Here is a 15,130-nt window from a genome sequence, read left to right as displayed (position 1 = left end):
CGGGCACACTAATTCCCGTGAGCGATCTGGTCACCGGGGATGCCGTGGTGCTCGAGCTGCGGCTGGCGAAGCTGCCCAGCCGGGCGCTCGCCTTCGTGCTCGACCTGCTGGTGATGGCCACCATGTTCGGCATCGTGCTGGCGATGACGTTCGCGCTGCTGCCCTCGGTCGACGGCACGCTGCAGGCCGCCGTCGTGATCGCGCTGCTCATCATCGTGTTCGTCGGCTACCCCGTGACCTGGGAAACCCTCACCCGAGGCCGTTCCCTGGGCAAACTGGCGCTGGGCCTGCGGGTGGTCCGCGAGGACGGCGGCCCGATCAGCTTCCGCCACGCCCTGGCCCGAGGCCTGGCCGGCCTGATCATCGACTTCGGCGGCTTCAGCGGCTTCACCGGCGCCGTCGCGGTGGTCAGCTCCCTCGTCTCGCCCCGGGGCCGACGCCTTGGCGACATGCTCGCCGGCACCGTCGTCGTCCGCGAACGCCAACCCACCCCGGACCCCCTCTACCTCGCCATGCCCCCATACCTGGAGCCCTGGGCCGAAGCCCTGGACCTCTCCCGCCTCCCCGACGCCCTGGCCCTGCACGCCCGCCAGTTCCTGAGCCGCACCCACGAGCTCGACCCCGCCCACCGCGCCACCCTCGGCAACAGCCTCGCCCACCAGGTCTTCGCGCACGTCAGCCCGCCGCCGCCGCACGGAACCCCCGCCGAGGAGTACCTGGCCGCCGTCCTGGTGACCCGCCGCCGCCGCGCCGAAGCCACCCTGGCCGCCCGCCAACCCCCCGCCCCGCCGAGCCCCCCTCAACCGGCCACCCCACACCGACCCCCCGACCCCCCGGAGGGATTCGTCCTGCCCGGCTGACCCACCGCCCGATACCTGGCTACGGATCGGACTCCGCCGTATGTCTCAGGTTCGGAGTATGTCGAGTGGTTTGGGTTTTCGTCGTGGTGTTTGGGTGTGGTCGAGCCATTTTGGGGGGATGAATTCTGGCCATCCGTTGACCATGTGGATCGTCCAGCCGGCGCGGTGGATCATGCGGTGGTGGGTGACGCAGGGTAGGACCATGGAGTGGATCCCAACGCAACCAAACATAATTTCAGGTCGTCGGAAATCGCGCCAGCGATTTTCGAACGAAACAAATCAACGGCGCGCACGCCAACGAACCCACACGTAATAGAGCGGCCCAACAACGGCCAGCCCCACGATCCACGAGATGTCCACCTTGCCGAGCGCCTCGGCCGCCACCCCGGTGTAGACGCTCGTACTCAAGAACGGCAACTGCACCAAGATGCCCACAACGTAACAACACACGGCCGCCACATTGACCCGACCGTAAACACCCCCATCCGGCCGGAACAGCGAGGCAATGTCGTAGTCCCCGCGACGAATAAGATAATAGTCGACCAGATTCACCGCCGTCCACGGAATCAACACGCAGAGCAACAAGAGCATGAAGTTAGCAAAGGTCACCAAGAAGTTATCCCTGCTGGCCAGCGCCATGGCCACCGCGGACACGAAGATGATGCCCGCACACGCCGCCCTGGTCCCCGCCCTCGGCGTCCACACCGGCCTTACCGTCTGACCAACAGTGATCATGGAGAGCGCCCCGCAGTAGAGGTTCATCGCGTTCGTAGCCGCGATACCGAGCGCGAACACCGCGATGACCACCGGCCCCACCACACCGGTCACCCGGGCGAGCCCACCGACCGTGTCCCCGTCCGCCGAGGCCAGGCCGACCAGCGTGCCCAGCACCATCGGCAGCAGCGAGCCGAGCACGCACCCGCTGTAGGTCGCCCAGAATGCCGGCCGCACGCCGGTGTCCGGCCTCATGTAGCGCGTGTAGTCCGACACGTACGGCGCGTAGGCGATCTGCCAGAGGGCGGCCAGCGAGAGCGTTCCCATGAAACCCGTCCAGCTGAACGCGCCCCCGGACAGCGCCAGCCCCGGCACGCCGCCCGCGAACAGGGCGAACGCGAACGCGAGCAGCAGCGCGAGCCCGGCGACCACGCTCATCACCCCGGTCACGGCGTGGATCAGCCGGTAGCCCGCGACCGCGCTGACCAGGCTGACCAGCCCGATCAGCACGATCGCGGCGGGGAGCGGGAGGCCGAGCAGGCCGGTCAGGGCCTGGCCGCCGAGCACCATGTTCGAGGCGAAGAAGCCGGTGTACATGAACACGACCAGGGCGACCACCAGCAGGCTGCCCACCGAGCCGAACTGCGCCCGGGTCTGCAGCATCTGCGGCACGCCCATCCGCGGGCCCTGCGCGGCGTGCAGGGCCATCACCACGCCGCCGACCAGGTTGCCGATCGTCAGCGACAGCAGCGCCGGCCCGAGGGACAGCCCGTAGACGGTGGTCGAGAGCACCCCGGTGGCCACCGTGAGCAGCATCAGGTTCGAGCCGAACCAGACCGTGAACAGCTGGCGGGTACGGCCGTGCCGCTCGTCGAGCGGGATGTGTTCGATGGTCCGTTTCTCGATCTCGAGCCCGGACGGTGATCCTTGCCGAGCCGGCGTGGCGGCCGGGCTGTCGATGCGTTCGGTCATCTGCGCTCCTCGCTGAACGCCCGCTGAACGCGTCAACTATCGGGCGAGGGCGAGTCATCTGTACATCGCAAAGAATCGGTCGGAGTCATCGGCAGAACAGATGACTCCGAGCGTCAGACGTGGCCGAACCTGTCCAGGCACTCCTGCAGCGACAGGCCCTCGGCGATGGCCGCCCTGATCTGGACCTCGGTGCGGGTCAGCTCCTCGGCCCTGGTCAGGACGCGGTCGATCGCGGCGGCCGGGACGACGATCCCGCCGTCCTCGTCGGCGAGCACGAAGTCGCCGGGGCGCACGGTGACCCAGCGGGTGGTGGCGCCGCGCAGGTACACCGGCTCCTGCGCGCCGGTCACCCGCCAGCGCCCGATGGACTGCACGGGCGTGCGGTAGCGGCCGAACACCGGGAAGCCGTGCTGGCGCAGCCACTTCAGGTCGCGCACGCCGCCGTCCACCAGCGCCCCGACGGCGCCGCGCTCGGCCATGCCCAGCGCGATCAGCTCGCCGAAGTAGCAGACGCCCTCGCCGTCGCCGGCCCAGACGGTCACCTCGCCGGGGCCGACGCGGGCGCAGGCGGCCATCTTGGCCGGGTCGCCGGTGCCCTCGTACGGGGTCATCGAGCCGGCGATGGTGAACGCCCAGCCGGCCACCCGCTCCCCGGACAGCGCCGTGAGCTCCGGGTGCAGGCCCTGGTCGGGCAGGTCGGCCTCGTCGAGCGCGTCGGCCACGTTGGAGGTGTCCACGGCCAGGAACCGGGTCCTGATCGCGTCGCGTTGCTCTTCGCTGTAAACGGTCATGGAGTCCTCAGATGCTCGGGATCATGCCGCCGTCGACGCGGATGATCGTTCCGGTGATGAAGGAGGCGGGCGCGCCGGCGAGGTAGGCCACGGCGGAGGCGTACTCGTCGGGGTGCCCGTAGCGGCCGACGGGGATGGTGGCGGTGCTGGCGGCGGCCACGTGTTCGGGCGTCTGGCCGGTGCGTGAGGCCTTGGCGCGGTCCAGGGCGCGGACGCGAGCGGTGGCGATGCGTCCGGGGACGACCACGTTCGCGGTGATGCCGTCGCCGGCGACCTCGGCGGCCAGGGTCTTGGACCAGGCCACCAGGGCCGAGCGCAGCGAGTTGGACACCCCCAGGCTCGGGATGGGGGCCACCACCCCGGAGGAGGCGCTGGTGATGATCCGTCCCCAGCCTCGGGCGCGCATGGCCGGCAGCAGCAGCCCGGTGAGGGTGGTCACCGGGGTGATCATGGCGGCGAACCAGGCGTTCCAGTCCTCGGCGGGCAGCTCCGCGATCGGGGTCGGCGGCGGTCCGCCGGTGTTGTTGACCAGGATGTCCGGCGGCTCGACCGTGTCGGCCAGCCCGCCGGCCGCGGCGCGTAGTGCATCACCGTCGGTCAGGTCGAAGGCCAGCGGGTGGAACCGTCGAGACTCCGAGCGCATCGCGGCGCCCAGCTCGTCCAGCGCGGCGGCGTCGCGGTCCGCGCCGACCACGACCGCCCCTTCACGAGCGAGCGCCAGCGCGATCGCCGTACCCAGCCCGCCGCCCGCGCCGGTCACCAGCGCGACACGGCCGTCGATGCCCAAATCCATGATCAGGTTCCAATCCGCAGGGTGGCGGTGCTCTTGCGCAGGTGGGCGAGCACGCTCAGCGCGGTGATCCGCCCGGTCTTGGGGTTCTCCGAGGGGATGTTCTGGATGGTCATGCTCATCTCCGCCGAGTCCGAGGTGACGTCGATGCGGTGGGTGTTGCGGGTCAGCGCCGGGTCGGCCCAGACCGCCAGCCGGGTGCGGTCCGGCCCGATGCCGGCCAGCGAGACGGCCACCGCGACGTTGAGGTTGGCCGGGAATCCGGTGGCGGCCTCCCGCGCGGACCCCTCGAACAGCAGCAGCGGCTCGGTCAGCGCGCGCAGCTCGTCCTCCCGCCCGCGCAGGTGCGGCGCGCCGAGCAGCCCGCCGACCGGCTTGCGGGTGGTCATCCGCACCTCGGTGACCTCGCCCTGGGCGGCGGCCTGCAGGGCGTCCAGCCCGACGATCGCCCCGGACGGCACGGTGATCGAGGCGCCGGTCCGTTCCGCCAGCTCGACCAGTCCCCAGTTGTCCAGCAGCGCGCCCGCGCTGAGCACCACCAGGCCCTTGCCGGCCTCGACCATCGGGCGCGCGACGGCGTCGAAGACGGCCGCCGGGGCGCACTCGACCAGCACGTCGCAGCGGTCGTGGATCCGGTCCAGGTCGAGCACCGGCACCGGGGTGGCCAGGCTCCGGGCGAACTCGGCGGCCCGGTCCGGCCGGCGTGCGCAGATCGCCGACAGGGTGTAGCCGGGGATCCCGACGGACAGGGCGTCCGCCACCGCCCGGCCGATCGGTCCGAGGCCGACGATGCCGACGCGCTGGGTCTGGGTCACTGGTCCTCCTTCGATGACGTCTCGTACGCGGCCGCCACCCGCAGCAGGGTCGCCTCCGCCCACGGCCTGGCCACCAGCTGCAGCCCCAGCGGCAGGTTCCGACGCGAGCGCCCGGCTGGGACGGTGATCGCGGGTAGGCCGAGGAAGCTGAACGGCCGGTTGGCGGACAGCAGGCGGGCGGTGGTGGCCAGCGGGTCGGCGCGGGCGGCGTCACGTCGAGGCGCCGGGACCGGCGCGGCGGCGGTGGCGATGACGTCGCAGCCGGCCAACACCCCGCTCAGGAACCCGCGCAGCGCGGCGCCCCGCAGCCGTAGGGCGTTGACGTGGTCGGTGCCGTGCGCGGCGAGCGCCTGGTGCAGCCGGGTACGGACCGAGCCGGGGTAGGCGCCGGGCGCGCCGGCCAGCGCCCGCTCGTGCACCGCGCCCGCCTCGCACCAGGTCAGCACCGAGGCGGCGACGTCGTAGCCGTGCAGTTCGTCCAGCCGGACCGGGACGGTCCGCGCGCCCAGCTCGCCGAGCACGGACCGGGCGCGCAACACCGCGTCGAGCACCTCGGGGTCGCACAGCCCGCGCAGGTACTCCTCGTCCACCCCGACCCGCACGCCGTCCAGCGGCCTCGCCCCGTCCGGCGGCGACGACGGCGAGAAAGCCGGCGCGCGGAACGACGAAGGGTCGCCCGGGTCGTGCCCGCTCATCACCGACAGCGCCAGCGCCGCGTCGGCCACCGTGCCCGCGATGATGCCGATGGTGTCCTGCGAGTACGACAGCGGCACGCAGCCCGTCCTCGGCACCCGCCCGTAGGTCGGCTTGAGCCCGACCACCCCGCACAGCGCCGCCGGTATCCGCACCGACCCCGCCGTGTCACTGCCCACCGCCAGCGGCAGCGCCCCGGCCGCCACCGCCGCCGCCGCGCCGCTGGACGAGCCGCCGGCGATGTGCTCGGGGTTCCACGGGTTGCGCACGTCGCCGTGCACGTCGTTCAGCCCGGTCGCGGCGTAGCCGTACGGATCCAGGTTGAGCCGCCCGACCGGGACCGCGCCCGCGGCGTCCAACCGGTCCAGGCAGGTGCTCTCGTCCGCTCGCGTCCGCACCAGCGCGCCACGCACGCCCAGCCCCGGCCGGCGCCCGCCCCGGGTGAACATGTCCTTGAACGCGTACGGCACCCCGGCCAACACCCCCGACCCGCCCGCGCTCCAGACCCCGTCCGTAGAGATCTCCACGAAACAGTTCGTGCGTTCCTGAGCGTCCGCGCACGCCGCCAGCACCTCGTCGACCGAGCCGACCGAGCCGACCGACAGCTCGCGTCCGCCCCCACCGCCCCACACCGCCGCCGGCGTCCCCGCACGCCCCAGCTCGTCCTCCAACACCGCCCGGAACGAGTCGATCTCGTCGTCCGCGCACAACTCCGCCACCAAACCGGCCAGCACCTCCCGCGCGGCCCCGACGGTCACCGCCCGTCACCAGGCGGCGGGCAGACCTCGTCGCGGTAGTACCGCGCGATCTCCCCGGCGGTGGTCAACCACACCCCTTCACCGCGCCGGCGGATGTGCTCCAGCGCGGCCCGGAACCGGCGCAACCGGAACGGCTGGCCGACGATGAACGTGTGCACCGAGATGCCGAACACCAGCGGCTGCGCGCGGGACTGCTCGAGCAGCTCGTCGAAGGAGTCGACGACCATGGCGGCGAACGCCTCCGCCGTGCCGTGGTGCATCACCACCATCGGCACGTCGTTGACCTCGTGCGGGTACGGCACCGACAGCAGCGGCCCGCCCCGGGTGCGCAGCCAGACCGGCTGGTCGTCCATCGGCCAGTCCAGCGTGTACCGGAAGCCCCGCTCGGCGAGCAGGTCCTCGGTCACCCGGCTCGGGTTCGCACCCGGGCTCATCCAGCCCGCCGGTGGACCGCCCTCGTGCGCCTCGATGGCCCGGTACACCCGGTCCACCAGCTCCCGCTCGGCCCGTTCGTCCAGCTCGTTGGGGTGCACCGAGTTCGTGTGCCCGTGCCCGACGAACTCCGCGCCGCCCGCCCGGTAGGCCGCCATCAGCTCCGGCGCGTGGTCGTAGTCGGCGGTGTTGAGCAGCACCGTCGGGCGGATGTCGTGCCGCGACAGCAGCTCCGCGAGCCGGAACCCGCCGACCCGGTTGCCGTACTCGCGCCACGCCCAGTTGTACGTGTTCGGATGCGGCAGCCCGGGGGAGTAGGGCAGCCCGAGCCCGCCCTCGCCGTACCCGAAGTGCTCGGTGTTGACGGCGACATACAGCGCCAGCCGCGCGCCCCCGGGCCAGGAGAACCGAGGCCGGGAGACGATCGGTGAGTACCCGAACCGCCCGTGATCAGGAAGCGTCATCGCGAAAACTCCTGGTAGGACCGAGCGATCTGCGCGCGGTCGAGGATCGCGCCGAGGTGCTCGCTCATGGCGCGAGAAGCTCGCTCCGGGTCGCCGTCCCCGATCGCCTCGACGATCGCCCCGTGCTCGCGGATCGGCGCCCCCAGCCCGCCCAACCGGCGCGCCATCTGCACGGACTGCTCGAACTGCAGCTCGCGCAGCTCGCCGACCAGCCTGGCGTGCAGCGAGTTGCCGGTCATCTCGGCGATCAGCACGTGAAACCGCAGGTCGGCGCGCACCCACTCGACGACGTCGTCGTCCTCGCCGCTGCCGTCCGCGATCTCCCGCAGCCGCGCCAGCTGCTCGTCCGACCGGCGGCTGGCGGCCAGCGCGGCGCCCGGCACCTCCAGGTGCATGCGCACCTCGTGCAGCTCGGCGGAGTTCGTCGTGCCCAACAACGACAGGCCGATATCCGAGCGGTCCCGGCCGATCACGAACGTCCCGGCCCCCGACCGGCTCTCGATCATGCCGGCCGCGCGCAGCCCGCCCAGCGCCTCGCGCACCACCGGCCGGCTCACCCCGAACGCCTCGGCCAGGTGGATCTCGCCGGGCAACCTCGACCCGACGGGGAAGCGCCCATCACGGATCATCGCCGCCAGCTCGTCACGCACCGCGACCGCCGAACTGGTCCGCGACAACGGCGCGATGCCCACCGGCCTCTGCTCTGCGCACATAGACGCAACACCTCTCCAACCTGCCAAACTGTAAGACAGCCTGACAGATAACTGAACACCGACGCAAGACCGCTCGTCTTGACGTTCATTCAGGCGCCGACGTAGTATTCAATACGTCAGACAAAGTAGGGGGCCGTAGTGACGAACCCGAAGCTCGACCTGCTCATCGACCGTCCCTCCGAGTCGGTACCGGAGATGGTCGTGCGCCGGGTCCGTCAGGCCATCGCCGACGGCGTGCTGCTGCCGGGGACGCGGCTCACCGAGCGCGAGCTCATGGACCTCACCGGCGTCAGCCGCACCTCGATCCGCGAGGCCGTGCGCCACCTGCTGACCCTCGGCCTGATGGAGACGGCGCCCAGCCGGGGGGTCCGGGTCGCGGTGCTCGGCAGCGCCGAGGTGCGCGAGATCTACGAGGTGCGCGACGCACTGGAACCGGCCGCCGCCGAGCTGTTCGTGCGCCGCGCCACCGACGAGGAAGTGGCCGCCCTGGTCGAGAAGGTGCAGCCGAAGGCCTCCGGGGAGGAGCGGCTGCGGGCGATATACGAGTTCGACGAGCTGCTGCTGGCCGGCGCGCGCAACTCGCTGCTGCAGGCGACCCTCGCCCCGCTGCACACCCGAATTCATGCCCTGCGCAGCCTGTCGGTGACCATTCCCGGTCGCCGGGAGGAATCCATCCAGGAATACCTCGACCTTGCCGCCGCGATCCAGGAACGCTCGCCCGAGCGGGCCCGCGAGGCGTCACACCGGCACGTACGGGCGGCCGCCCAGGCCGCGCTGGAAGCCGTTCGGATACTCGAAAAGAAGCAGTAAGCGCGGTCACATTCATCAGGGGAGCCGTTCACGAACGGCGCTCGGTATCGGCGCGCGCCCGGATTCGTCTCGACGATTGTGAATAAATACACACTTGAGAGGCAAGATGTGGAAAAGCGTGGACGACGTGGCGATCGTGGGTGTCGGGGAGTCCGACTTCCGCGCGCTCTACGCCAATAAGAACGTCCCCAAGGACCTCTACGACCTGGGCGCCCGCGCGCTGCGCGACGCGCTGGACGACAGCGGCGTCGACAAGAGCGAGATCGACGCGCTGATATGCACGAACCTGAACTACGCGCGGATGGCCGACGTGATCGGCACCCACAACGTGAAGTTCGTGCACGACCTCGAGGGCACCGGCCGGATGAGCGGCATCGCCCTGCAGGAGGCCTGCGCGCTGGTGCGCAGCGGCTTCGCCGACGTGGTGGCCTGCGTGTACGCCACCAATGGCCGGTCGGTGGGGATGAAGTACGGCGGCGAGGGCGGCGGCCCGACGGTCGGCTACGACACCATGTACGGGATGACGTCGCCCGGTGCGTACGTCTCGCTGATGTACCAGCGCTACCGGCACCTCTACGGCGCCCCGGACGACGCGCTCGCGCCGCTGGCCATCAACAACCGCCGCAACGCCGCGCGCAACCCGATCGCCGTCTTCCAGGACGAGATCGACCGCGAGGAGTACCTGGCCTCGCGCTTCATCGCCGAACCGCTGCGCAAGCTGGACTACTGCATCATCAACGACGGCGGGGTCGCGTTCATCGTCACCTCGCTGGAGCGGGCGCGCTCGCTGCGCAAGCCGCCGGTGCGGGTCGCCGGCACCGCCGGGATGTCCGCGCTCACCAACCACTACACCAGCGAGGACTTCTTCTACTCCGCGTGCCAGAGCGTATCGGCTCAGCTTTACCAGCAGACCGGGCTCGCCCCGGAACAAATGGACTGCCTGCAGGTGTACGACAACTTCACGCCCACGATCCTGTTCACGCTGGAAGGCTTCGACCACGCCAAGCGCGGCAGCGCCTGGGAATGGGTGCGCGACGGGCGGATCCATTTCGACGGCCCGAGGCCGCTGAACACCTCCGGCGGCCACACCGGCGAAAGCTACATGCAGGGGTTCGCCTTCCATGTCGAGGCGGTCCGACAGGTGCGCGGCGAAGCCGGGGCACGGCAGGTCGCGAACTGCGAGACCGTCCAGTACATGTGCGCCTCGCCGATCGTCACGTCTCACGTCCTGACGACCGCATAGGAGTTTAGGCAATGGATATCGAGGCGTACACCGCGCTGTTGCCCGAGGTCACGGCCGAGAACAGGCCCTACTGGGACGGCTGTGCCGCCGGCGAGCTGCGCTTACAGGCGTGCGACGCGTGCGGCGCGCGCTGGTTCCCGCAGGCGCCGGTCTGCCCGGAGTGCCTGTCCGGATCGTTCACCTGGAAGGCGGCCAGCGGCGCCGGCACCCTCTGGTCCTGGTTCACCATGCACCAGCGCTACCTGCCCGCGTTCGCCGACGAGCTGCCCTACCTGGTGGCGTACGTCAAGCTCGCCGAGGGGCCTTTCATGATCAGCACGCTGGTCGACCCGCCGGACGAGCTGCGCCTGGACCTGCCGGTGCGCGCGGTGTTCGAGCCGAACGCGAGCGGCCGGACCATCGTCAAGTTCGCCGTTGCAGAGGGAGCCGCCCGGTGAGCTCTGCCCACATGGAGGCTCTGGTCCTGCGCGAGGACCTCGGCGAGGGCGTCGCGCGGGTGACGCTGAACCGGCCGGCCAAGCGCAACGCGATGAGCCGCGCGGCCCGCACCGAGCTGCTCGACACGCTCGATGCCCTGCACGGCGCCGCGAAGGTGATCATCCTGACCGGGAACGGGCCGGCGTTCTGCTCCGGGGTGGACCTCAAGGAGTCCGGCGAGGAGGGCATGGACGCCGACGACACCCCCGAGGGCCGCCGGACCAGCTGGGCGGCGGTGCAGGAGAAGATCCGCGCGCACCCGGCGGTGGTGATCGCGGCGGTCAACGGGTACGCGCTCGGCGGCGGGCTGACCCTGATCAACTCCAGCGACCTGGCGATCGCCGCCGAGGACGCGCCGATCGGCATGCCCGAGGTGGGCTTCGGGCTGTACCCGAGCCTGGCCGGGCCGTCCACCCAGCTGCGGCTGGGGCCCAAGCGCGCGGCCTGGATGGTGCTCACCGCGGACCGGATCAGCGGGGCCACGGCGGCCGAGTGGGGCCTGGTGAACCAGGCGGTGCCCGCCGAGCGGCTGGCCGACGCCGCGCTGGAGCTGGCCCGGCGGATCGCCGGCTTCGACGCGGTGACGCTGACCTGGTCCAAGCGCGCGCTGCACGAGATCCCGATGCACATCTCGGACTGGACCAACGCGATCCAGTACGGCCAGGACGTCAGGGTGCAGATCCAGGCCCGGACCGACGTGCTCAGCGACGGCAACGCCACCTACCGGCGAGCGGTGAACAAACCGGCCCAGGACGCCCGCCCATGACGTCGACGCGGGTCGTCGAGCTGTCCGGGGACACGGCTGCACAGGTGTGCGGGCGGCTGTTCGCCGGGTTCGGGCACGAGGTGTTGCGGTGCGAGCCACCGGGCGGCGACCCGGGGCGCACCCGCGAGCCGGTGGACGCTTCGGGCGTCAACTTCACCTACGCCACGCTCAACGCCGACAAGCGCGCCGTGCCGGAGGACGAGCTGGAGCGGCTGCTGGCGCACGCCGACCTGCTGGTCACCGACCTGGGCCCGCGCCGCGCCGCCGCCCGAGGCCTGACCCCCGAGCGCATCCGCCGGGACTGGCCGCGCCTGGTGGTGGCCTGGCTGACCCCGTACGGCCTCGACGACGACCGCTCCGACCAGCACTCGGACAGCCTGCTCGCGGAGAGCTACGGCGGGCTGGCCACCATGATCGGCGAGCCGGACCGGGCGCCGCTGAGCCTGGGCGGCGAGCAGACCGCGCACGCCGCCGCGTTCGTCGGCTTCTACGGCGCGATGCTCGCGCTGCGCCGCCGCGAGCACACCGGGGCGGGCGACGTGGTGGACGTGGCGCTGTGCGACGTGGCCGCGCACATCGACTGGAAGAGCGACGTCATCTACGCCCACGGCGGCAACGTGCCCAACCGCGCGGGCGTGTTCACCGGGCCGTGGCGCATCGTGCCCGCCGCCGACGGCTGGGTCGGCATCGTGTTCCAGCCCGACCAGTGGGACACCGTGCGCGGCCTGGTCGGCGACCCGGCGCTGGACGACCCGAGGCTGCGCGACGAGGCCGGCCGCGCCGAGCTGGCCGGGCTGTGGTGGCCGGTGATCGAGCGGTGGGCGGCGCGGCTGCCCAAGCGGGAGGTGTACGAGCGCGCGCAGGCCCTCGGGCTGGCGTTCGGTTTCAGCGCGGACGTGGCCGACATCTGCGCCTCCGAGCAGTACCGCGCCCGCGGCTTCGTCGCCGGGCAGCGGCCCCGGATCGGCCCGATCCCCAGGCTCGGCGCGCTGGCCTGGCGCTGCGGAAGCCCACCGGAGCTGGACGGCCGGGCCGACGGCGCCCTCCCGGCCGCCCGGCGAGCACCGGCCGTGGACGGGACGGCACCGGCGCCGCTGTCCGGCGTGGTCGTGCTGGACCTGGGCACGATCACCGCCGGCGCCGCCGCCGGCCGGCTGCTCGCCGACTACGGCGCCACCGTCATCAAGATCGAGTCTCCGAACCGGCCGGACTCCTTCCGGCTGTGGCCGGCCATGGGCACCGAGCTCGCCGACTCAGACTCCGACGGCGACTCGCCGCTGTTCGAGTCGAACAACGCCGGCAAGCTCGGCGTGACCCTGGACCTGAAGACCGAGGCGGGGCGCGCAACCATGGCCCGCCTGGTCGCCGACGCCGACGTGCTGCTGGAGAACTTCACCGTCGGCGTCACCGAGCGCCTCGGCATCGACCACGCCACCCTGACCGGCATCAACCCCAGGCTGATCTACGTCTCGCTGTCCAGCCAGGGCCAGTCCGGACCCGAGGCGCGCGGCCGCTCCTACGGCTCCACGCTCGACCTGCTGTCCGGGCTGGCCTCGGTCACCGGGTACCCCGGCGGCGGCCCGATCTGGTCCTCCGCCGACGTCAACTACCCCGACCAGCTGGTCGCGCTGTTCGCCGCCGGCCTGGTCGGCTACTGCCTGCACCACGACGTGCGCGGCCAGCACCTGGACATCTCCCAGCGCGAGCTGGTCACCTGGACGCTGGCCGACCGCATCGCGGAGTACGCGGCGACCGGGCGGGTCGCGGCTCCGACCGGCAACCGGCGCCCCGGCAGCACCCCGCACGACGTCTACCCCTGCCTGGGCGCCGACCAGTGGATCGCGCTGGCCTGCCGGACCGACGCCGAACGCGCCGCACTGGCCGGCGTGATCGGCGCCGCCGAGCTGGCCGGACACCCCGAAAGCTGGTGGCTGGCCAACCAGGAGCGGGTCGACCGGGTGATCTCGGACTGGACCGCCGCCCGGTCCCGCACCGAGTGCGTGGCCACCCTGACCGAGGCCGGGATCTCCTGCGCCCCGGTGTACACGGCGGCCGACCGCGCCCGCGACCCGCACTTCCGCGACCGGCGGGTCTACCTGGACCGCACCGACGAGCACCCGAGGAGCAAGGGCTTCCCGATGCGGCTGCGCGAGTACGACCCACCCCGGCCGAGCCCGGCCCCGGACCTGGGCAGGGACAACGCGACGGTCTTCGGGGCACGGCGCCCCTGGACGGAAGGAACCATATGAGCACCAAGGGACAGGCACTGATCGTCGGGGCCTACGAGCATCCCGGGCGTGAACTTCCGGACAAGTCGCTGGCGCAGGTGCACACCGAGGTCGCCCTCGGCGCCGTGGCCGACGCCGGCCTGACCCTGGAGGACGTCGACGGGTACTTCTGCGGCAACGACGCCGCCGGCGCCGGCTGGATCTCCATGGCCGAGTACATGGGCCTGCGCAACCTCACCTACATGGACTCCACCGAGAGCGGTGGGGCGTCACCGATCTACCACGTCTCGCACGCGGCGGCCGCCATCGCCGCCGGCAAGTGCAACGTGGCGCTGGTGACCCTGGCCGGCAAGCCGCGCACCGGCATCCAGCCCGGCGGCGGCGGGCCGGTCACCCCGGAGGACAGCTTCGAGCGGCGGATGTTCGACGGCGCCGGCATCCTCAGCACGTACGCCCTCGCCGCGCAGCGGCACATGTACGAGTACGGCACCACCAGCGAGCAGCTCGCCGAGATCAAGGTGGCCGCCTCGATCCACGCCTCGCACAACCCGAACGCGTTCCTGCGCAAGGTCATGACCGTCGAGGACGTGACCAACTCGCCGCTGGTGGCCGACCCGCTGCACCGGGCGGACTGCTGCGTGGTCACCGACGGTGGCGGGGCGGTCGTGGTGGTCAGCCCGGAGGTCGCGCGCAAGCTAGACCGACGGTCGGTCTCCATCCTCGGCCAGGGCGAGGCAGGCAAGATCCTCAACGGCGGCAAGGCCGACCTGACGTACTCCAGCGCGGTCTGGTCGGGCCCGCGAGCCTTCGCGGAGGCCGGCGTGACCCCGGCGGACATCGACTACGTGTCGATCTACGACAGCTTCACCATCACCGTGCTGATGATGCTGGAGGACCTCGGGTTCTGCGAGAAGGGCAAGGGCGGGCGGTTCGTCCTGGACGGCGCCCTGGTCGCTCCCCACGGCAAGCTCCCGTTCAACACCGACGGCGGCGGGCTGTGCAACAACCACCCCGCCCACCGGGGCGGCGTCACCAAGATCATCGAGGCGGTCCGGCAGCTGCGCGGCGAGGCGAACGCCGAGGTCCAGCTGCCCGACTGCGACCTCGCCCTGGTGCACGGCAACGGCGGCGACCTCGGCACCCGAATGCGCAGCGCGACGATGATCCTCGGGAGGGCCTCATGAGCGAGACAACCGCGCTGCCGGTACCGGTGCCGGTGGCCAACCCGGACACCGAGGAGTTCTGGGCGGCCACCGCGCAGGGCCGGCTGCTGATCCGCCGCTGCAACGCCTGCGGCGAGGCCATCTGGTACCCGCGCCCGGTCTGCCCGTTCTGCCACAGCGACGACACCGCCTGGGAGCAGGCCGGCGGTCGCGGCACGATCTACACGTTCAGCGTCATCCGCCGCGCCTTCGGCGCCTGGTCCGGTTCCACCCCGTACGTGCTCGCCTATGTCGAACTCGACGAGGGCCCGCGAATAATGACCAACATCGTGGAATGCGATGTGGAGAAGGTTCGGATAGGCGACGTCGTTGAGGTCGTCTTCCAGGACACCGGCGACGGGAACGCACTACCGCGGTTCCGTCCGGCGGGGTCATAGCGGG

At 71.7% G+C, this 15,130-nt stretch carries 15 protein-coding genes; 8 read left to right on the top strand and 7 right to left on the bottom strand.

The features are described from left to right. Positions 1-17 precede the first annotated feature (17 nt). Positions 18-860 carry an RDD family protein gene (locus tag N912_RS0118000; protein WP_028923508.1) on the top strand — a complete coding sequence of 281 codons (843 nt, stop codon included), beginning with the start codon at positions 18-20 and terminating at the stop codon, positions 858-860. A gap of 279 nt (positions 861-1,139) precedes the next feature. Here the strand turns inward: N912_RS0118000 and N912_RS0117995 are convergent, their stop codons facing one another. The 7 genes from N912_RS0117995 to N912_RS52745 form a co-directional block, all read right to left on the bottom strand. Next, positions 1,140-2,546: a purine-cytosine permease family protein gene (locus N912_RS0117995; RefSeq protein WP_028923507.1), complete on the bottom strand. Its 1,407-nt coding sequence runs from the start codon at positions 2,544-2,546 to the stop codon at positions 1,140-1,142. 113 nt (positions 2,547-2,659) lie between these two features. Continuing rightward, on the bottom strand, positions 2,660-3,337 hold the full coding sequence (locus N912_RS0117990) for an RraA family protein (RefSeq protein ID WP_084210987.1): 678 nt from the start codon (positions 3,335-3,337) through the stop codon (positions 2,660-2,662). Between the two features lie 7 nt (positions 3,338-3,344). Beyond that, a complete protein-coding gene (locus N912_RS0117985; protein WP_028923505.1) occupies positions 3,345-4,130 on the bottom strand; it encodes an SDR family oxidoreductase in 786 nt (261 codons plus the stop codon). 2 nt (positions 4,131-4,132) lie between these two features. Then, positions 4,133-4,942 (bottom strand): aspartate dehydrogenase, encoded by an 810-nt coding sequence (locus N912_RS0117980; RefSeq protein ID WP_037065290.1) that lies wholly within the window; start codon positions 4,940-4,942, stop codon positions 4,133-4,135. After that, on the bottom strand, positions 4,939-6,393 hold the full coding sequence (locus tag N912_RS52750; protein WP_051580375.1) for an amidase: 1,455 nt from the start codon (positions 6,391-6,393) through the stop codon (positions 4,939-4,941). Before N912_RS52750 ends, N912_RS0117980 begins: the two co-directional genes overlap by 4 nt. After that, the gene (locus tag N912_RS0117970) at positions 6,390-7,289 is read right to left on the bottom strand and encodes a polysaccharide deacetylase family protein (protein ID WP_028923503.1); all 900 of its coding nucleotides are present in this window, start codon (positions 7,287-7,289) and stop codon (positions 6,390-6,392) included. Before N912_RS0117970 ends, N912_RS52750 begins: the two co-directional genes overlap by 4 nt. Further along, positions 7,286-8,002, bottom strand: coding sequence for a FadR/GntR family transcriptional regulator (locus N912_RS52745; RefSeq protein WP_064745311.1), 717 nt, complete (start codon positions 8,000-8,002; stop codon positions 7,286-7,288). The genes N912_RS0117970 and N912_RS52745 overlap by 4 nt, the downstream gene beginning before the upstream one ends. A gap of 138 nt (positions 8,003-8,140) precedes the next feature. Between N912_RS52745 and N912_RS52740 the strand changes: the two genes are divergently transcribed. The 7 genes from N912_RS52740 (at position 8,141) to N912_RS0117930 (ending at position 15,126) form a co-directional block, all read left to right on the top strand. Continuing rightward, a complete protein-coding gene (locus N912_RS52740) occupies positions 8,141-8,812 on the top strand; it encodes a GntR family transcriptional regulator (protein WP_051580373.1) in 672 nt (223 codons plus the stop codon). 118 nt (positions 8,813-8,930) lie between these two features. Continuing rightward, a complete protein-coding gene (locus N912_RS0117955; RefSeq protein WP_169747903.1) occupies positions 8,931-10,055 on the top strand; it encodes a thiolase family protein in 1,125 nt (374 codons plus the stop codon). A gap of 11 nt (positions 10,056-10,066) precedes the next feature. After that, on the top strand, positions 10,067-10,492 hold the full coding sequence (locus tag N912_RS0117950) for a Zn-ribbon domain-containing OB-fold protein (RefSeq protein ID WP_037065287.1): 426 nt from the start codon (positions 10,067-10,069) through the stop codon (positions 10,490-10,492). Continuing rightward, positions 10,489-11,298: an enoyl-CoA hydratase/isomerase family protein gene (locus tag N912_RS52735; protein WP_156993725.1), complete on the top strand. Its 810-nt coding sequence runs from the start codon at positions 10,489-10,491 to the stop codon at positions 11,296-11,298. The genes N912_RS0117950 and N912_RS52735 overlap by 4 nt, the downstream gene beginning before the upstream one ends. After that, a complete protein-coding gene (locus N912_RS0117940; RefSeq protein WP_028923500.1) occupies positions 11,295-13,547 on the top strand; it encodes a CaiB/BaiF CoA-transferase family protein in 2,253 nt (750 codons plus the stop codon). The genes N912_RS52735 and N912_RS0117940 overlap by 4 nt, the downstream gene beginning before the upstream one ends. Further along, on the top strand, positions 13,544-14,710 hold the full coding sequence (locus tag N912_RS0117935) for a thiolase domain-containing protein (protein ID WP_028923499.1): 1,167 nt from the start codon (positions 13,544-13,546) through the stop codon (positions 14,708-14,710). The genes N912_RS0117940 and N912_RS0117935 overlap by 4 nt, the downstream gene beginning before the upstream one ends. Further along, a complete protein-coding gene (locus N912_RS0117930) occupies positions 14,707-15,126 on the top strand; it encodes a Zn-ribbon domain-containing OB-fold protein (protein ID WP_028923498.1) in 420 nt (139 codons plus the stop codon). The genes N912_RS0117935 and N912_RS0117930 overlap by 4 nt, the downstream gene beginning before the upstream one ends. Positions 15,127-15,130 lie beyond the last annotated feature (4 nt).

Origin of the sequence: Actinospineispora acaciae DSM 45401 (assembly GCF_000620785.1) — a bacterium.
Classification (GTDB): domain Bacteria; phylum Actinomycetota; class Actinomycetes; order Mycobacteriales; family Pseudonocardiaceae; genus Pseudonocardia; species Pseudonocardia acaciae.
The sequence above is the reverse complement of the archived record's forward strand: the minus strand, read 5'-3'. Positions and strand labels throughout refer to the sequence as shown.